This is a genomic window from Streptomyces sp. NPDC046915 (assembly GCF_040644935.1).
Classification (GTDB): Bacteria; Actinomycetota; Actinomycetes; order Streptomycetales; family Streptomycetaceae; genus Streptomyces.
Genome location: NZ_JBEYXB010000015.1, coordinates 117157 through 135961 on the forward strand (window position 1 = coordinate 117157; position 18805 = coordinate 135961).

At 69.8% G+C, this 18805-nt stretch carries 15 protein-coding genes and 1 tRNA gene; 10 read left to right on the plus strand and 6 right to left on the minus strand.

The window, feature by feature from the left end; all coding sequences use genetic code 11:
• Positions 1 to 10: 10 nt before the first annotated feature.
• Both ABZ915_RS33015 and ABZ915_RS33020 read right to left on the minus strand, forming a co-directional pair.
• Positions 11 to 148, minus strand: a complete 138-nt coding sequence (locus tag ABZ915_RS33015; RefSeq protein WP_361810845.1) for an SPW_0924 family protein — start codon at positions 146 to 148, stop codon at positions 11 to 13.
• Between the two features lie 159 nt (positions 149 to 307).
• On the minus strand, positions 308 to 2068 hold the full coding sequence (locus ABZ915_RS33020; RefSeq protein ID WP_361810847.1) for a lytic transglycosylase domain-containing protein: 1761 nt from the start codon (positions 2066 to 2068) through the stop codon (positions 308 to 310).
• A 314-nt stretch (positions 2069 to 2382) separates the two neighbouring features.
• Between ABZ915_RS33020 and ABZ915_RS33025 the strand changes: the two genes are divergently transcribed.
• Complete coding sequence (locus tag ABZ915_RS33025; protein ID WP_361810849.1) at positions 2383 to 3237, plus strand: DUF4184 family protein; 855 nt, start codon at positions 2383 to 2385, stop codon at positions 3235 to 3237.
• Here the strand turns inward: ABZ915_RS33025 and ABZ915_RS33030 are convergent.
• Both ABZ915_RS33030 and polA read right to left on the minus strand, forming a co-directional pair.
• On the minus strand, positions 3158 to 3550 hold the full coding sequence (locus ABZ915_RS33030) for a hypothetical protein (RefSeq protein WP_361810851.1): 393 nt from the start codon (positions 3548 to 3550) through the stop codon (positions 3158 to 3160). The two genes, ABZ915_RS33025 and ABZ915_RS33030, sit on opposite strands and share 80 nt — an antisense overlap.
• 254 nt (positions 3551 to 3804) lie before the next feature.
• Positions 3805 to 6531 (minus strand): DNA polymerase I, encoded by a 2727-nt coding sequence (gene polA, locus ABZ915_RS33035; RefSeq protein WP_361810853.1) that lies wholly within the window; start codon positions 6529 to 6531, stop codon positions 3805 to 3807.
• 180 nt (positions 6532 to 6711) lie between these two features.
• Between polA and ABZ915_RS33040 the strand changes: the two genes are divergently transcribed.
• From ABZ915_RS33040 to ABZ915_RS33075, 8 genes are all read left to right on the plus strand, one after another.
• Positions 6712 to 9006 carry an FdhF/YdeP family oxidoreductase gene (locus ABZ915_RS33040; protein ID WP_361810855.1) on the plus strand — a complete coding sequence of 765 codons (2295 nt, stop codon included), beginning with the start codon at positions 6712 to 6714 and terminating at the stop codon, positions 9004 to 9006.
• A gap of 48 nt (positions 9007 to 9054) precedes the next feature.
• Entirely contained in the window at positions 9055 to 9543 is a 489-nt protein-coding gene (locus tag ABZ915_RS33045) for a hotdog fold thioesterase (RefSeq protein WP_361810857.1), read from the plus strand.
• A 67-nt stretch (positions 9544 to 9610) separates the two neighbouring features.
• A complete protein-coding gene (locus tag ABZ915_RS33050) occupies positions 9611 to 10039 on the plus strand; it encodes a hypothetical protein (protein WP_361810859.1) in 429 nt (142 codons plus the stop codon).
• A 492-nt stretch (positions 10040 to 10531) separates the two neighbouring features.
• A complete protein-coding gene (locus ABZ915_RS33055; protein ID WP_361811065.1) occupies positions 10532 to 11743 on the plus strand; it encodes a branched-chain amino acid ABC transporter substrate-binding protein in 1212 nt (403 codons plus the stop codon).
• A gap of 114 nt (positions 11744 to 11857) precedes the next feature.
• Complete coding sequence (locus tag ABZ915_RS33060) at positions 11858 to 12787, plus strand: branched-chain amino acid ABC transporter permease (RefSeq protein WP_361810861.1); 930 nt, start codon at positions 11858 to 11860, stop codon at positions 12785 to 12787.
• A gap of 5 nt (positions 12788 to 12792) precedes the next feature.
• Complete coding sequence (locus ABZ915_RS33065) at positions 12793 to 14613, plus strand: branched-chain amino acid ABC transporter permease (protein WP_361810863.1); 1821 nt, start codon at positions 12793 to 12795, stop codon at positions 14611 to 14613.
• Positions 14614 to 14618: 5 nt separating this feature from the next.
• Complete coding sequence (locus ABZ915_RS33070; protein ID WP_361810865.1) at positions 14619 to 15524, plus strand: ABC transporter ATP-binding protein; 906 nt, start codon at positions 14619 to 14621, stop codon at positions 15522 to 15524.
• On the plus strand, positions 15521 to 16237 hold the full coding sequence (locus ABZ915_RS33075; RefSeq protein ID WP_361810867.1) for an ABC transporter ATP-binding protein: 717 nt from the start codon (positions 15521 to 15523) through the stop codon (positions 16235 to 16237). Before ABZ915_RS33070 ends, ABZ915_RS33075 begins: the two co-directional genes overlap by 4 nt.
• A 96-nt stretch (positions 16238 to 16333) precedes the next feature.
• On the opposite strand, the gene ABZ915_RS33080 is transcribed toward ABZ915_RS33075, so the two are convergent.
• Entirely contained in the window at positions 16334 to 16990 is a 657-nt protein-coding gene (locus ABZ915_RS33080; protein ID WP_361810869.1) for a response regulator, read from the minus strand.
• A 101-nt stretch (positions 16991 to 17091) separates the two neighbouring features.
• On the opposite strand from ABZ915_RS33080, the gene ABZ915_RS33085 reads away from it, so the two are divergent.
• Positions 17092 to 17177, plus strand: a tRNA-Leu gene (locus ABZ915_RS33085).
• A 97-nt stretch (positions 17178 to 17274) separates the two neighbouring features.
• Here ABZ915_RS33085 and pyk read toward each other — a convergent pair.
• Entirely contained in the window at positions 17275 to 18705 is a 1431-nt protein-coding gene (pyk, locus tag ABZ915_RS33090; RefSeq protein WP_361810871.1) for a pyruvate kinase, read from the minus strand.
• Between the last annotated feature and the right edge of the window lie 100 nt (positions 18706 to 18805).

The following is an 18805-nucleotide window of genomic DNA, read 5'->3' on the forward strand; positions in this document are numbered from 1 at the left end:
GGGCGGGCGGTCACGGGTGCTGGGGCACCGTGGTGAGCAGCGGCTTGGGGGACGTGCTGCCGGTCGGGGAGCCCATCGCGGTGACCGCCAGCACCACCAGGGCGAAGGCGAGGACGAAACCGGTCGCGGCGGCGATCAGGGCACGCATGCGGGACCTCCCCCGGCCCTCCGGAACGACGCATCTGATGCATCGTCAGGTCCGGGCACGGTAGCAACGGGAGGCCGAGATGAGAACAGGTCGCGCACACGGAACGAGGGCGCCCTTCCGCCGGAGCGGAGAGGCGCCCTCGCCGGGCGCGGCCGGTCCCTACGCGGAGGGGCTCGGCGACGCGGAGGTGCTCTCGGTGCTGCTCGGCGACGGGCTCGCCGACGAGTCCGCGGCGGCGACCGTGAGTTCGACGGTCAGCGTCGCGCCACCGGGGGTGGTGATGCGGAGCAGGAACGTGCCGGTGGTGTCGTCCGCGTACAGCTTCGGCAGCTTCAGCAGGCCCTTGGCGTCCGTCTCCAGGCCCGTCAGGGTGCGGACGGCCTTGCCGTCGGCGTCCTTGAAGTAGGGGCCCTTGTCGTTCGCGGTCGGGTCGTCCGCGGACTTGATCAGGGTCGCGGTGGCCGCGACCTTGTCGGCGACGGCGCCCTTGTAGGTGGCCTTCACCTCCACCTGGTCGGCGAACTCTCCGCCGGGTGTGCAGGTCAGCGCGGTGTCGCTGGTGCGGGCGAGGGTGTCGGCGGCCCGCGCCGTGACGGTCGCCTTGTAGTCGACGCCGGTGACCGAGCGACCCACGACGGCCGTGTGGACGGTGAAGTCGCCGGTCTTCTCGCCCGCCTGGAGCGGGGGTGCGACGGCGATGCCGGTGCTGCCGGTGACCACGGTGGCGACCTTCTCACCGCCGGTGAAGGTGGCGTCCGTGTCGCCGGTGATGGTGAACCGGATCCTGACCTTGCCGACGGACTTGCCGGCCTTGGTCTCCGCGCGCGTGCTGATCCGCTTGGTGAAGGCGTCCCCGGCCATCGCGGTGAGCTTGGCGGTGCCCGCGTCCTCCAGGTGGTCCACCGTGTCGGTGGGGGTGGGGGGCGTGCTCGGCGGCGTGCTCGGTGGTGTGCTGGGCGGTGTGCTCGGTGGCGTACTGGGCGGTGTGCTCGGCGTCGACGGGTCGGGGCTGCTGTTGCCGTGGCCCGGCTCGGTCGGCTTCGACGGCTTCGGGGAGGGGCCGGCCCCCGGCGTGTGGTCGTCGCTGCGGTGCGAGGGCACCGAACCGGTGCCGTCGGGGACGGAGTGGGTGCCCTTGCGGTAGTACTCCAGCCACGACAGGACCAGGTTGAGGTAGTCCTGCGAGTTGTTGTAGCTGAGGATGGCGCTGTTCAGGCCGCTCTGCTGGGACAGGTCCCAGTTGTTGCGGCACAGGTAGTGGCCGGCGGCGAGCGCGGCGTCGTAGACGTTGTTGGGGTCCTTCACGCCGTCGTCGTTGCCGTCGCGCCCGGCCCAGGCCCAGGTGGACGGGATGAACTGCATGGGTCCGACGGCCTGGTCGTAGGAGCTGTTGCCGTCGTACGCGCCCTTGTCGGTGTCCTTGATGAGCGCGAAGCCGTTGCCGTCGAGCTGTGGGCCGAGGATCCGGCCGATGGTCGTGCCGTTCGCGTCGACGCGTCCGCCGCGTGCCTGGCCGGACTCGACCTTGCCGATGGCGGCGAGGAGTTGCCAGGGCAGGTTGCAGCCCGGCTTGGACTCGCGCAGTTCGGCCTCGGCCTTCTTGTAGGCGTCCAGGACGGTCGCGGGTATGCCCGCCTCGGCCGCGCCCGCCGAGCCCGGCGCGCCGGCGGTCGGCGACGGACTGGCGCTGGGGTTGGGGCTGTTCAGCGGCGGCAGGTCCGTGTAGTACGGCGAGTTGCCGGTGGCATCGCCGTCGGACGTCGCGTCCGGCGCGGTGGTGGCGCCGGCGGCGGTCTGTCTGCCCGTGTCCTCGGCCGTCACTCCAGGAGCCTGGGACGCGGAGAGAGCCGCGACCGCCGCCGCGGCCACGGCGGTGGTCGCCGCCCCTTTGCGCAGCCGACTGCCGAAATGCGCCGCCATAGAGTGAACCCCTCCCATGGACGCCCGAGCGCCCGTCTCAAGTCTTTCCGCGCTTCCCGCTCGCTCGTTCTGACGGATGACCTGTGGCTGTGGTTGCCCCCGTTGCGCTTTTCCACTCGAACGCCGATGTGTTCGACCGTGTTTCCCGGCACCGTGACCCAGGTGACCCTACGACAACTTCCTTTGCGGGGGCACCCGGTGCTGCCCGATTTTCACCGGTTGGCCATGTCCCGTTGGTCCGGGGCCCGGTCCCGCATACTGGGCCGCGTGATCACGGGCGATCCGCCCCGTAACATCCGGCGAAAGGGGCCGAGTTGCCGTTCACTTTCAGCCATGCGGCGGCCGTGCTGCCCGCGGTCCGCGGGGACGGGTCCGGGCGGGGCCGGCTGATACCGGCGGTGCTCGTGGCGGGTTCCTTCTCTCCCGACATGACCTACTACGCGGCGAGCCTCCTGCCCGGGGCGATGCGGTTCGGGGAGGTCACGCACTCCTTCGCCGGGGTGCTGAGCGTCGACGTGCTGGTGTCCTGGGGCCTGGTGGGGCTGTGGCTGGTGCTGCGCGAACCGCTGGTGGCGCTGCTGCCGCGGGGCCGCCAGGGACGGTGGGCGGCCCTGCTGCGGTGCGGGGCGCCACGCGCGCGCGTGCGGCCCGTCCAGGCCGCCTGGTGGTACGTCTCCGCGGTGCTCGGCGCGTCGACGCACGTGGTGTGGGACGCGTTCACGCACCACGACCGCTGGGGGGTGCGGCTGTTCCCGGTTCTCGACCGGTCCCCGGCGGGGATGCCGCTGTACTCGTACCTCCAGTACGGCTGTTCGTTCATGGCCGCCCTCGTGATCGCGGCGTGGGTGGGGCGTGCGGTACGGCGGGCGCCGATCAGTGAGCCGGTGGGGGTTCCGCTGCTGTCGGCGCGGGACCGGTGGTGGGCCGTCGTGGTGATCGGCGGCTGCGCGGTCGCCGGCGCCGCGCAGCGGGCGCTGCGGTGGTGGGCGTACTGGGGTGCCACCGCGAAGCCCTGGGAACTGGTGCCGACACTGTGCTTCGGGCTGGGTGCGGGGCTGGTGCCGGGGCTGCTCGCGTACGCCGTCGGGGTCAGGGTGTGGCGTCCGGCCCTGGATACCGTCCGTCCGGGCGGGACCGGCGCGCGGCGGACCCGGTCGGCCGCTCGGTGAGGGGCGCCACGAAGACGGTCATGGTGCGCGGGGGGCGGGTTCTCGGGAGCCGCGCGAGGAGCAGCGCGAAGTAGCCGCGGCCGAGGTCGGCGGCCGCTCTCTTCGCCCGGGAGAGCCGGCCGGTGAGCCTGCGCCTGACGTCTGCCGTCGTCCTGCGGACGGCCCCGGCCGGGTCGGCGGGGATGCGGGCGGTACTTGCCTCGGCCGAGAGGGCCGGAACCGGCGGGGGCGGCGTGTCCGGTGCCTCGGCGGCGCCCGGCCGGCTCGGGGGCCGGGCGTGGGCCGTCCGGCGGTGGAGCGTGCGTATACCCATGACCGCATCCTTACGGGCGGGGGCGGTGGGGGCGTTCTGGCGGGGGCCACGTGAGTGACGCTTCCCTGCGGGGCTTCGGCGGATCGGAGCGTGCAGGTGGGCCCGGTGAACAGGATTCGGCTGGTTCGGCACCGCCGGGGTGCGCCGTTGTGGTTGCTCGCCGTCGCGGCGGGGATCAGGCCGCAGGGACTTCGGGAAGTTCGGGGGCCCGGCCCTGTTGGCCGGGCCCCCGACTGCTGTCGAACCGCCGGAGGCTAGTGCGCCGCGGATTCCCAGTCGGGGCCGACGCCGACCGAGACGTCCAGCGGGGCCCTGAGGGAGACCGCGGCCGCCATTTCGCGGCGGACGATCTCCTCCGTGGCCTCGCGCTCGCCGGGGGCGATCTCCAGGACGATTTCGTCGTGGACCTGGAGGAGCATGCGGGACCTGAGGTCCGCCGCCCGCAGCGCGCTGTCCACCTTGAGCATGGCGATCTTGACGATGTCGGCCGCCGTGCCCTGGATGGGCGCGTTGAGGGCCATGCGCTCGGCCGCCTCGCGGCGCTGGCGGTTGTCGCTGTTGAGGTCGGGGAGGTAGCGGCGGCGGCCGAAGAGCGTCGCCGTGTAGCCCGTCGCCCGCGCCTCGTCGACCGCCCGGCGCAGATAGTCCCGTACGCCGCCGAAGCGCTCGAAGTACGCGTCCATCAGGGCGCGGGCCTCGGCCGCCTCGATGTTGAGCTGCTGGGACAGGCCGAAGGCCGACAGCCCGTAGGCGAGGCCGTACGACATCGCCTTGATCTTGCGGCGCATCTCCGCGTCCACCGCCGAGGCGTCCACCGCGAACACCTGGGAGGCCGCCGTCGTGTGCAGGTCCTCGCCGGAGGTGAACGCCTCGATGAGGCCCGCGTCCTCGGAGAGGTGGGCCATCACGCGCAGCTCGATCTGGCTGTAGTCCGCGGTCATCAGGGACTCGAAGCCGTCACCGACGACGAAGCCGCGGCGGATCGCCCGGCCCTCGTCCGTGCGGACGGGGATGTTCTGGAGGTTGGGGTCCGTGGAGGACAGCCGGCCGGTCGCGGCCACCGTCTGGTTGAAGGTGGTGTGGATGCGGCCGTCGCCCGCGATCGTCTTGATCAGGCCCTCGACCGTGACCCGGAGCTTCGCCTGCTCACGGTGCCGGAGCATGATCACCGGGAGTTCGTTGTCGGTCTGGCCGGCGAGCCAGGCCAGGGCGTCGGCGTCCGTGGTGTAGCCGGTCTTGGTCTTCTTCGTCTTCGGCAGGGCCAGCTCGCCGAAGAGGACCTCCTGGAGCTGCTTGGGCGAGCCCAGGTTGAACTCGTGGCCCGCCGCGGCGTGCGCCTCCTTCACCGCCTGCTGCACCGCGCCCGCGAACATCTGTTCCATCGCTTCGAGGTGCGTCCGGTCGGCCGCGATGCCGTGCCGCTCCATGCGGGCCAGCAGCACGGAGGTGGGCAGCTCCATGTCCCGCAGCAGCTCCGCCGCGCCCACTTCCTCCAGGCGGCCCTCGAAGGCCTCGCCCAGGTCGAGGACCGCGCGGGCCTGGATCATCAGGGCCTCGGCCTCGGCGCCGTCGTCCGCGCCGAAGGCCAGCTGGCCGTCGGCCGCCGCGGCGGGGGCCAGCTCGCGGTGCAGGTACTCCAGGGACAGCGCGTCCAGGTCGAAGGAGCGGCGGCCCGGCTTGACCAGGTAGGCGGCGAGCGCGGTGTCCATGGTCACGCCCTCGACGGACCAGCCGTGCTCGGCGAAGACACGCATGGCGCCCTTGGCGTTGTGCAGGACCTTGGGGCGGTCCGCGTCGGCGAGCCAGGCCGCGAACGCGTTCTCGTCGGTCTCGTCCAGCTCGGCGGGGTCGAACCAGGCGGCGGCCCCGTCGGCGGCGGCGAGCGCGACCTCGGCGACCGAGCCGGTGCCCAGCGCCCAGGCGTCGACGGTGGCGACGCCGAGCCGCTCCGTGCCGTGCCCGGCGAGCCACGGGGCCAGCTCGCCCGTGCCGAGGACCGTGCCGTCGATCTGCACGCCGTCCGTCGCGATCGGGGTGACCTCGGCCTCCTCCGCGCCGGGGTCGACGGCGTAGAGCCGCTCGCGCAGGGACGGGTTGCGGATCTCCAGGGTGTCCAGGATCATCGCGACGGCCTTGCGGTCGTACGCGGCCCGCTCCAGGTCGGCGACCGCCTTGGGCAGCTCGACCCGGCGCTCCAGCTCGGTGAGCCGGCGGTTGAGCTTGACCGCCTCCAGGTGGTCGCGGAGGTTCTGCCCGGCCACACCCTTGACCTCGTCGGCGCGCTCGACCAGTTCCGCGAAGGAGCCGAACTGGTTGATCCACTTCGCGGCGGTCTTCTCGCCGACCTTGGGGATGCCGGGGAGGTTGTCGGACGGGTCGCCGCGCAGCGCCGCGAAGTCGGGGTACTGGGCGGGCGTCAATCCGTACTTCTCGAAAACCTTCTCCGGGGTGAACCGGGTGATCTCCGAGACGCCCTTCGTCGGGTACAGCACCGTCGTGTGCTCGGAGACCAGCTGGAAGGAGTCGCGGTCGCCGGTGACGATCAGCACCTCGAAGCCCTCGGCCTCGGCCTGGGTGGCGAGGGTGGCGATGACGTCGTCCGCCTCGAAACCCTCGACCGCGAAGCGCGGCGCTTGCATCGCGTCGAGCAGTTCGCCGATCAGCTCGACCTGGCCCTTGAACTCGTCCGGGGTCTTGGAGCGGTTCGCCTTGTACTCCGTGAACTCCTCGGAGCGCCAGGTCTTGCGGGAGACGTCGAACGCCACCGCGAAGTGCGTGGGCGCCTCGTCACGCAGGGTGTTGGCCAGCATCGAGGCGAAGCCGTAGATCGCGTTCGTCGGCTGGCCCGTCGCGGTGGTGAAGTTCTCCGCGGGCAGCGCGTAGAACGCGCGGTAGGCCAGCGAGTGCCCGTCCATGAGCATCAGCCGGGGACGGGTGCCACCGGGGGTCTTGTCGGTCGTCTTCGATGCTGTTTCTGCCACGCCCCCGATCCTGCCACGCCCCACTGACAGTCGGGGTCGGGGTGGGCGGGCGCCGGTCCACCGGCCCTCCCGCACGAGCGACCATCCCGCACCTCCCTCATGCCCGACCGCAGGCATTGTCACCCCCTCGTGCGAGGATCGGTCGCGCACGGCACACACGCAGTCGAAGGGGAGCGTGCGATGGCAGCGAAGCCGCCCACGGGGGATCCGGTCCAGGACGCGCCTGAGGTCGAGGAGCCGAAGCACGCGGCGGCGGGGCTGCCGGCCATCGGGCACACCCTGCGCATCGCCCAGCAGCAGATGGGTGTGAGGCGCACCGCGCTGACGCTACTGCGGGTCAACCAGAAGGACGGCTTCGACTGCCCCGGCTGCGCCTGGCCCGAGCCGGACCACCGGCACAAGGCGGAGTTCTGCGAGAACGGCGCGAAGGCGGTGGCCGAGGAGGCCACCCTGCGCCGGGTCACCCCCGAGTTCTTCGCCGCGCACCCGGTCGCCGATCTCGCCGGCCGCAGCGGTTACTGGCTCGGCCAGCAGGGCCGCCTCACGCATCCCATGTACCTGCCCGAGGGCGGCGAACACTACGAGCCGGTCAGCTGGGAGCGCGCCTTCGGCATCATCGCCGAGGAGATCGCCGCCCTCGCCTCCCCCGACGAGGCCGTCTTCTACACCTCGGGCCGGACGAGCAACGAGGCCGCGTTCCTCTATCAGCTGTTCGCCCGCGAGCTGGGCACGAACAACCTGCCCGACTGCTCGAACATGTGCCACGAGTCGTCCGGCTCGGCGCTGAACGAGACGATCGGCATCGGCAAGGGCAGCGTCCTGCTGGAGGACCTCCACAAGGCCGACCTGATCATCGTCGCCGGACAGAATCCCGGCACGAACCACCCCCGTATGCTCTCCGCCCTGGAGAAGGCCAAGGCCGGCGGGGCGAAGATCATCAGCGTGAACCCGCTGCCCGAGGCGGGCCTGGAACGCTTCAAGAACCCGCAGACCCCGCAGGGCATGCTCCGGGGCGCCGCCCTCACCGACCTGTTCCTTCAGATCCGCATCGGCGGCGACCAGGCCCTCTTCCGCCTCCTGAACAAGCTGATCCTCCAGACGGAGGGCGCGGTCGACGAACAGTTCGTCCGCGAACACACCCACGGGTTCGAGGAGTTCACCGAGGCCGCCCGCGCCGCCGACTGGGACGAGACGCTCACCGCGACCGGCCTCACGCGCGCGGAGATCGAAAAGGCCCTCGGCATGGTCCTGGCCTCCGAGCGCACCATCGTCTGCTGGGCCATGGGCCTCACCCAGCACAAGCACTCCGTGCCGACCATCCGCGAGGTGGTCAACTTCCTGCTGCTGCGGGGCAACATCGGCCGCCCCGGCGCGGGCGTGTGCCCGGTGCGCGGTCACTCGAACGTGCAGGGCGACCGCACGATGGGCATCTTCGAACGCCCCGCCCCGGCCTTCCTGGACGCCCTGGAGAAGGAGTTCGGCTTCGCACCCCCGCGCGAGCACGGCTTCGACGTCGTACGGGCCATCCGCGCGCTGCGCGACGGCGAGGCGAAGGTCTTCTTCGCCATGGGCGGCAACTTCGTCTCCGCCTCCCCCGACACCGAGGTCACCGAGGCGGCCATGCGCCGGGCCCGGCTGACCGTCCACGTGTCGACGAAGCTCAACCGCTCGCACGTGGTCACCGGCGCGCGCGCCCTGATCCTGCCGACGCTGGGCCGCACCGAGCGGGATGTGCAGGCCGGCCCGAGCGGGAAGAGCGCGGAGCAGTTCGTGACGGTCGAGGACTCCATGGGCATGGTGCACGCCTCACGCGGCCGCCTGGAGCCCGCGAGCTCCCACCTGCTGTCGGAGCCGGCGATCGTGTGCCGCCTGGCGCGCCGCGTGCTCGGCGAGGACAGCAAGGTGCCGTGGGAGGAGTTCGAGAAGGACTACGCCACCATCCGCGACCGCATCGCGCGCGTGATCCCCGGCTTCGAGGACTTCAACACGCGTGTGGCCCGCCCTGGCGGCTTCGCCCTGCCGCACGCCCCGCGCGACGAGCGCCGCTTCCCGACGGCGACGGGCAAGGCGAACTTCACCGCGGCCCCGGTGGAGTACCCCGAACTGCCCGAGGGCCGCCTCCTGCTCCAGACGCTGCGCTCGCACGACCAGTACAACACCACGATCTACGGTCTGGACGACCGTTACCGGGGCATCAAGAACGGCCGCCGGGTCGTCCTCGTCAACCCCGAGGACGCACGGAAGCTCGACGTGGCCGACGGGTCGTACGTCGACCTGGTCGGCGAGTGGCAGGACGGCGTGGAGCGGCGGGCGCCCGGATTCCGGGTCGTGCACTACCCGACCGCGCCGGGCTGCGCGGCGGCGTACTACCCGGAGACCAACGTCCTGGTCCCGCTGGACGCCACGGCGGACACCAGCAACACCCCGGCCAGCAAGTCCGTCGTCGTGCGTCTGGAACAATCGGCCACCGACTGAGCGTTTGCTCAGTAGGCAGACACATGTACGACGAACGGAGCCGGGCCGATGGGTGAGCAGCAGCACGTGGAGTTCCCGCAGGAGGTCATCGACGAGTACGCGGCGCTCGGCATCGACCTCCAGGCGCTGTTCTCCGCCGGACACCTCGGCCAGCGGATGGGTGTGGAGATCACGGAGGCGTCGGCGGACCGGGTCGTCGGCACCATGCCGGTGGAGGGCAACACCCAGCCGTACGGGCTGCTGCACGGAGGCGCCTCCGCGGTGCTGGCGGAGACCCTCGGCTCGGTGGGCTCGATGCTGCACGGCGGCAGCTCGAAGATCGCGGTCGGCGTGGACCTGAACTGCACCCACCACCGCGGCGTGCGCTCCGGCCTCGTCACCGGCGTGGCCACACCCGTGCACCGGGGCAGGTCGACGGCGACGTACGAGATCGTGATCAGCGACGAGGAGGGCCGGCGGGTGTGCACCGCGCGGCTGACCTGTCTGCTGCGGGACGTGCGGCCCGGCGACGGGTCCCATCTGCGCGCGACCGACTGACCCGCTCGCACCAGACCGCGGCCGCCCGGCAGTTGATGTCACACACCCGGCCGCATAGCGTCGAGGCATGGCTACGGGACGGGCCCCCGCGCCGGGGGCGGCACTCGGATTCGGGCTCGGGCTGGTACTCCTGGCGGGCCCCCTGGCCGCCGGATGCGCGGGCTCCGGCACCGCGGACGGGGCGGCGAGCCGGAGCGGCCCGGCGACCGCCACCGGCGCGCCCGCACCCCACACCACGTCGCCCGAGGAACTGTGCACGCGGATCGTCGCGTACTGGTCGCGCAGGCAGCTCAAGGGGGACACCGTCGGCGACTACCAGGAGATGGGCCTGTCCGACGGCCAGTACGACATCCTCAGAGAGGTCGTGGACGCCGCCCGCGCCGAACTCGAACACGGCGACGCCGACTCGGCCGACCGGATCGTCGAGCGCAAGGCGCGCGAGGGCTGCGACGACCGGTACCGAACGGGCGGCCCGAGCAAGGGCCCTTGGGGATGAGCGGCGATCTTGTCACGGAACGCGGGAATGCGCCGGCGAATGCCCGGCCCTCTTCCCCAGGCGTAACTCTGCGTAATACGCGCGCAATGAAAACCACGCGCGTCAACTCCGGTGCCCCCACCGCCCGCACCGCCCTCGAAAGCCGCCCTGGTCGCCCTCGGCAACAAATCCACGTCATCACCAAAACAGTTCGACGCTACTGAAATCACGAGCGCGCGTCCTGCGGGTTCTCACCATGCGGACAGGGCGAATCGGCTGGAATTCCACGCTTCCCCCCACCCAGTACCGCTCTGCATTACGTCGTGTCATAACAAGAGCGTCACAGCCTTGGTCAGACACTCCTCCACGTTCCCCGCACACGCTTAGAGTCACGGCCAGTCACCGCGCCACGCGATTCACAGCCGGCCATATGGCCACGGCGCCGGACTCGGTGCGTTCCACGGGGAGCCGCCGCGCGCCAGGGAAAGGACCTGATTCGTGCGTCAACGTTCGATCATCGCCATCACCGCCGCACTCGCGGCGGGATCGCTGACACTCACCGCCTGTGGGTCGCGCGATGACAAGGGCAGCAGCAGCGGCGACAAGACCACGGTTGTGATCGGTGTCGACGCTCCCACCACCGGCGACCTCTCGGCCCTCGGCCTCGGCATCAAGAACTCCGCCGACCTGGCCGCCAAGACGGCCAACAAGCAGGGATTCGTCAAGGGCGTCGAGTTCAAGGTCGAAGCCCTCGACGACCAGGCCCAGCCCTCCGTCGGCCAGCAGAACGCCCAGAAGTTCATCAGCGAGAAGGACGTCCTCGGCGTCGTCGGCCCGCTGAACTCCAGCGTCTCCCAGCAGATGCAGAAGCCGTTCAACGATGCCGGCCTCACCCAGGTCTCCCCGGCCAACACCGGCACCGAACTCACCCAGGGCGACGGCTGGAAGACCAACAACCGGGTCCGTCAGTTCAAGACGTTCTTCCGCACCGCCACCACGGACGAGATCCAGGGCGCCTTCGCCGCCGACTACCTGTACAACAGGGGCAAGATCAAGAAGGCCTACCTGATCGACGATCAGAAGACCTACGGCGCCGGCCTCGCCGCGTCCTTCAAGACCAACTTCACCAAGCTCGGTGGCAAGATCGTCGGCAGCGACCACATCAACCCCGACGACCGCGACTTCAACGCCGTCGTGGCCAAGATCAAGAAGACCGGCGCCGAGGCCCTCTACTACGGCGGCGAGTACCCGGCCGCCGCCCCCCTGAGCCAGCAGCTCAAGGACAGCGGCCAGAGCATCCCGCTCATGGGCGGCGACGGCATCTACTCCGGCGACTACCCCAAGCTCAACAAGAAGGCCGAGGGCGACCTCGCCACCTCCGTCGGCAAGCCCGTCGAGCAGCTCCCCTCCGCCAAGACGTTCATCGCGAACTACAAGAACGCGGGCTACAAGGACGCCTACGAGGCCTACGGCGGCCTCACCTACGACGCCACCTGGTCCATCATCGAGGCCGTGAAGCTCGCCGTCGAAGGCAACAGCGGCAAGCTCCCCTCCGACGGCCGCAAGGCGGTCCTGGAGGCCATGGCCAAGGTCAAGTTCGACGGTGTCACCGGCACCATCTCCTTCGACCAGTACGGCGACACCACCAACCACACCATGACCGCGTACAAGATCAACAAGAACGCGTGGGCTCCGGAGTACAGCGGGGTGCCCAAGATCGGCTGAGCGAGGACATAACACCCGTTCCTCACCACTGCACACATTGATCAGGCCGCGCGGGAGTGCCCACCAGCGCTCCCGCGCGGCGCCGTATCCGAACCACTCCACGGAGGCCCTGCGGTGAACGAACTGCCGCAACAGCTGGCCAATGGACTCATCCTCGGCGCGATGTACGGACTCATCGCGATCGGCTACACGATGGTCTACGGCATCGTCCAGCTCATCAACTTCGCCCACGGCGAGATCTTCATGGTCGGGGGCTTCGGGGCCCTCACCGTCTGGCTCTGGCTGCCCAAGGGCTTCGGCCTGGGCATCGCCATCCCCCTCATGATCCTCGGCGGCGTCATCGTCTCCGTCGGCGTCGCGACCGCGGCGGAACGCTTCGCCTACCGCCCCCTGCGCAGCGCCCCCCGCCTGGCACCCCTCATCACCGCCATCGGACTGTCCATCGTCCTCCAGCAGATCGTCTGGAAGTGGTACCCGGACGCGAAGAAGGACCGCCCCTTCCCCCAGTTCGACGGCGGCCCCTTCGACGTCTTCGGCGCCAACATCCAGCGCGGCGACCTCTTCGTCATCATCGCCGCTCCCCTCTGCATGATCGCCCTCGGGTTCTTCGTCACCAAGACCCGTTCCGGACGCGGCATGCAGGCCACCGCCCAGGACCCGGACACCGCCAAGCTCATGGGCATCAACACCGACCGCATCATCGTCATGGCCTTCGCCATCGGCGCCGCGTTCGCCGCCATCGCCGCCGTCGGCTACGGCCTCCACAACGGCCAGGTCGGCTTCCGCATGGGCTTCCTCATGGGCCTCAAGGCCTTCACCGCGGCCGTCCTCGGCGGCATCGGCAACATCTACGGCGCCATGCTCGGCGGCCTCGTCCTCGGCGTCGCCGAATCCCTCGCCATCGGCTACATCGGCGACATCCCCGGCATGGACCTCTTCGGCGGCGGCGCCTGGAAGGACGTGTGGGCCTTCGCCCTCCTCATCCTCGTCCTGCTCCTGAGGCCACAGGGCCTTCTCGGCGAACGCGTCGCGGATCGGGCGTGATACCCATGACCACCAAAACACCCACCGAGACCCCGGACAGCACCAACTCGCCCACCCGGGCAACCCCGTTGATCCCGCTGCCCCCGGCCATCGCCCGCATCACCACCATCGCCGGCTCCGCCGTCGCACTCGTGGGCACCTTCCTCGCCTGGACCTGGACCGCGGAGTTCCCGGGCGACCTCACCGTCACCGGCTACCCCGGCGGCCTCCAGGTCCTCACCCTCATCGGGTCAGTCCTCACCATGCTCTTCGCCCTCTCCGGCTACGGCATCCGAGGACTCGGCTGGCTCACCCCCGGCGGCACCAACAGCCCCGTCGTCCTCCTCGCCCTCGGCACCTTCGGCACCACCGGCTACGCCATCGGCGCCATCAGCGACGAACTCGGCGGCCTCGTCAACCTCGAACCCGGCGCCTGGGTCTCCGGCATCGGCTCCCTCGTCGCCGTCATCGCGGCCTTCGGCCTCCCCGTCGACCAGCCGTACGACGAGAGCGACCCCAACCCCGCCCTCTGGGGCAGGTTCCGCCACTCGCTCACCGCCCCCGAGCCGGGCCGCGCCAAGGAACTCCCCTCCTGGGCCGAGATCCTCGTCATCGCCGCCGGCTTCGGCACCGGCCTGTACGTCTTCTCCTACGGCATCGGCACCGACTACTCCGAACTGTTCGTCGGCTTCCTCATCATCGCCGGCTTCGGATTCACCGCCATCACCCGCGCCGGCCTCCTCAAGCGACTGTCGGCCCTCACCGCCAAACACCGCAGCGTCACCGTCGCCGCCGCCTTCGCCGCCGCGATCTGCTTCCCCTTCACCCAGGGCAACGACCAGTACGCCCTCATCGGCGCCAACATCCTGATCTTCGCGACCGTGGCCCTCGGCCTCAACGTCGTCGTCGGTCTGGCCGGTCTGCTCGACCTGGGATACGTCGCCTTCCTCGGCGTCGGCGCCTACGCCGCCGCCCTGGTCTCCGGCTCCCCCCAGTCCACCATCGGCGTCCACTTCCCGTTCTGGGCCGCCGTCCTCACCGGCGCCCTCGCCTCACTGATCTTCGGCGTGGTCATCGGCGCCCCCACCCTGCGGCTGCGCGGCGACTACCTCGCCATCGTCACCCTCGGCTTCGGTGAGATCTTCCGCATCACCATGAACAACCTGAACGGGAACAGCGGCCCCGACGTCACCAACGGCTCCAACGGCATCCCGAACATCCCCGACCTGGAGATCTTCGGCTACAACCTCGGCATCCCCCACGACGTCCTCGGCCACCAGCTCACCCGCTCAGGCAACTACTACCTGCTGATGCTGCTGTTCACGGCCGTCGTCGTGACCGTCTTCCGCCGCTCCGCGGAATCCCGCATCGGCCGCGCCTGGGTCGCCATCCGCGAGGACGAGACCGCCGCCACCGCCATGGGCATCAACGGCTTCCGCCTCAAGCTCCTCGCCTTCGCCCTCGGCGCCTCCCTCGCCGGCTTCGCCGGCACCGTCCAGGCCCACGTCTCCTACAGCGTCACCCCCGAGCAGTACCAGTTCGCCGGCTCCGTACCCCCCAACTCCGCCTTCCTCCTCGCCGCCGTCATCCTCGGCGGCATGGGCACCATCAGCGGACCCCTCATCGGCGCCTCCCTCCTCTACCTCATCCCGGCCAAACTCCAGTTCATGGCGGACTACCAGCTCCTCCTGTTCGGCATCGCGCTCATGCTCCTCATGCGCTTCAGGCCCGAAGGCCTCGTCGCCGACCGCAGGAAGCAGCTCGAATTCCACGAGACCGGACAACTGGACGTACCCGAGGACGCGGAACTGCCAGAGACCACCGGCGTCGCCAAGGCAGGTGCGTGACCGCCATGACCACCACCACAACCGCCACCACCACGACGGTTCTCGACGCCAGCGACGTCACCATGCGCTTCGGCGGCCTCACCGCCGTACGCTCCGTCGACCTCACCGTCAACAGCGGCGAGATCGTCGGCCTCATCGGGCCCAACGGCGCAGGCAAGACCACCTTCTTCAACTGCCTGACGGGCCTCTACGTCCCGACCAGCGGGACAGTGAAGTACAAGGGCACCGTCCTGCCGCCCAAGCCCCACCTCGTCACCCAGGCCGGCATCGCCCGCACCTTCCAGAACATCCGGCTCTTCGCCAACATGACCGTCCTGGAGAACGTGCTCGTCGGACGCCACACCAGAACCAACGAAGGCCTCTGGTCCGCGCTCCTGCGCCTCCCCAGCTTCAAGAAGGCCGAGGAGGAATCCCGCGAACGCGCCATGGAACTCCTTCAGTTCACCGGCCTCGCCGCCAAGGCGGACCATCTCGCGCGCAACCTGCCCTACGGCGAACAGCGCAAGCTCGAGATCGCCCGCGCACTGGCCAGCGAGCCCGGCCTGCTGCTCCTCGACGAGCCCACCGCGGGCATGAACCCCCAGGAGACCCGGGCCACCGAGGAACTCGTCTTCGCCATCCGTGACAAGGGCACGGCCATCCTCGTCATCGAGCACGACATCCGGTTCATCATGAACCTCTGCGACCGCGTCGCCGTGCTCGTCCAGGGCGAAAAGATCGTCGAAGACAGCGCCGAAGTCGTCCAGGCCGACGAACGCGTCATCGCCGCCTACCTCGGCACACCCTTCGAGGGCGCGCCCGGTACGGACGAGGCCGCCGAGGTCGAGGCTGCCGAAGCCGAGGCCTCCGAAGCCGAGGCCGAGGTCGAGGCCTCCGAGGCGCAGAGCACCGCAGAAGGAGACGCCAAGTGACCGCACTGCTCGAGGTCGAAGACCTCAGGGTCGCCTACGGCAAGATCGAAGCCGTCAAGGGCATCTCGTTCAAGGTCGAAGCCGGCGAAGTCGTCACCCTCATCGGCACGAACGGCGCCGGAAAGACGACGACCCTGCGGACACTCTCGGGTCTCCTCCAGCCCCTCGCCGGACAGATCAAGTTCGACGGCAAGACGCTCAACAAGATCCCCGCGCACAAGATCGTCTCGCTGGGGCTGGCCCACTCCCCCGAAGGCCGGCACATCTTCCCCCGCATGACCATCGAGGACAACCTGCGCCTCGGCGCCTTCCTGCGCAGCGACAAGGACGGCATCGAGAAGGACATCCAGCGCGCCTACGACCTCTTCCCCATCCTCGGGGAGCGGCGAAGGCAGCCCGCGGGCACCCTCTCGGGCGGCGAACAGCAGATGCTCGCGATGGGGCGCGCCCTGATGTCCCGGCCCAAGCTGCTCATGCTCGACGAGCCCTCCATGGGCCTCTCCCCGATCATGATGCAGAAGATCATGGCCACCATCCAGGAACTCAAGGCCGACGGCACCACCATCCTGCTCATCGAGCAGAACGCCCAGGCCGCGCTGTCCCTGGCCGACCACGGCCATGTCATGGAGGTCGGCAAGATCGTCCTCTCGGGCAGCGGGCAGGACCTGCTGCACGACGAGTCCGTACGCAAGGCGTACCTGGGCGAGGACTAGCCCGACCGAAACACGTAGACCGAACGTGCGTATATACGACGAGGCCCGCGCCCGCTTCTCCGGGGCGCGGGCCTCGCCGCACGAAAGCGTCTGGAATCAGCCCTTAGCCGACTTCTTCTCCTCGCTGTCCGCGATGACCGCCTCCGCGACCTGCTGCATCGACATCCGGCGGTCCATGGAGGTCTTCTGGATCCACCGGAACGCGGCCGGCTCGGTCAGCCCGTACTCCGTCTGAAGGATCGACTTCGCCCGGTCCACCAGCTTGCGCGTCTCCAGCCGCTGCGTGAGGTCGGCGACCTCCTTCTCCAGCTGCCGCAGCTCGTTGAAGCGCGAGACGGCCATCTCGATCGCCGGAACGACATCGCTCTTGCTGAACGGCTTCACCAGGTACGCCATGGCGCCCGCGTCCCGGGCCCGCTCGACCAGGTCCCGCTGCGAGAACGCGGTGAGCATCAGCACCGGTGCGATCGACTCCTCGGCGATCCTCTCCGCCGCCGAGATGCCGTCCAGCTTCGGCATCTTCACGTCCAGGATGACCAGGTCCGGCTTGTGCTCGCGGGCCAGCTCCACGGCCTGCTCCCCGTCGCCGGCCTCGCCTACGACGGTGTAGCCCTCCTCCTCCAGCATCTCTTTGAGATCGAGCCGGATCAGGGCCTCGTCCTCGGCGATGACGACTCGGGTCGTCAGCGGAGGCACGTGCGACTTGTCGTCATCGGGCACGTCTACGGGCTGGGGCGACTCGGGGGCGGTCACGGGGGCTCCTTGGTACGGGCCGGGCAGGTGCTGCTGCCTATGCAGCCTACCTAGGGGCAGGGAGCTGTGTTGACCCGGTATGCTTCCGAGCAGCCGGTCCTGCCGGGTTGGTGGAATGGCATACACGGATGTCTCAAACACATCTGCCCGAGAGGGCTTGCGGGTTCGAGTCCCGCACCCGGCACCAGTGAAGCGGAGGATCACGTACGCGTGGTCCTCCGCTTTTCGTGCACAGGGTCACGATCCGTGACCCGGAGCGGCCGGGGCCCGCACTTCAAAAGCCCTCAGCAGTCGTCCTCGCCGATGTGGTGCACCCGCACCATGTTCGTCGAACCTGAGACTCCGGGCGGTGAGCCGGCCGTGATGACCACGCTGTCGCCCGGCCGGCAACGGCCGTACTTGAGGAGCAGCTCGTCGACCTGGTCGACCATCGCGTCGGTGGAGCCGACGTCCGGGACGAGGAAGGTTTCGGCACCCCAGGTCACGCTGAGCTGGGACCGTGTCGCCGGTTCCGGGGTGAAGGCCAGGAGGGGGATCGGCGAGCGGTAGCGGGAGAGGCGGCGGGCGGTGTCGCCCGACTGGGTGAAGGCGACGAGGAACTTGGCGCCGAGGAAGTCGCCCATCTCCGCTGCGGCGCGGGCGACGGCGCCGGCCTGGGTGCGGGGCTTGCTGTTCTCGGTGAGCGGCGGAAGGCCCTTGGCCAGGAGGTCTTCCTCGGCGGCCTCGACGATCCTGGACATGGTGCGGACCGTCTCGACGGGGTACTTCCCGACGCTGGTCTCGCCGGACAGCATCACCGCGTCGGTGCCGTCGATGACCGCGTTGGCGACATCGGAGGCCTCCGCTCGGGTCGGGCGAGAGTTGTCGATCATGGAGTCCAGCATCTGGGTGGCGACGATCACCGGCTTGGCGTTGCGCTTGGCCAGCTTGACCGCGCGCTTCTGGACGAGGGGGACCTGTTCGAGGGGCATCTCGACGCCGAGGTCGCCGCGGGCGACCATGATGCCGTCGAAGGCGGCGACGATGTCCTCGATGGCGTCGACGGCCTGCGGTTTCTCCACTTTGGCGATCACCGGGAGGTGGCGGCCCTCCTCGTCCATGATCCGGTGGACGTCCTCGATGTCCTTGCCGCTGCGGACGAAGGAGAGGGCGATGACGTCGAAGCCGGTGCGCAGCGCCCAGCGCAGGTCGGCTTCGTCCTTTTCGGAGAGGGCGGGGACGGAGACGGCGACGCCGGGGAGGTTGAGGCCCTTGTGGTCGGAGATGATGCCGCCTTCGACCACGGTGGTGCGGATGCGGGGGCCGTCGACGGCGGTGACCTCGAGGCAGACCTTGCCGTCGTCCACGAGGACGCGTTCGCCGCGGGTGACGTCGCCGGCGAGGCCGGAGTAGGTGGTTCCGCACTGATGGCGGTCGCCTTCGACGTGTGGTTCGACGGTGATGGTGAAGGAGTCACCGCGTTCAAGAAGTACGGGGCCTTCGGCGAAGCGGCCGAGGCGGATTTTCGGGCCCTGAAGGTCGGCGAGCATCCCGACGCTACGCCCGGTCTCGTCCGAGGCCTTTCGTACGTGGTGGTAACGCTCCTCGTGCTCGGCGTATCCGCCATGGCTGAGGTTGAATCGGGCGACATCCATTCCGGCGTCGACCAGTGCCTTGATCTGGTCATATGTGTCGGTGGCGGGCCCAAGAGTACAGACGATCTTTGCTCGGCGCATGTATCGAGCCTAGGCCTTACCCGTCGGTAGAGAATCGGCGGGGCGTGACTACTCAACGTCCTTTGGATGAAGGCTCGTTGACAACTGTTGAATTGTGCGA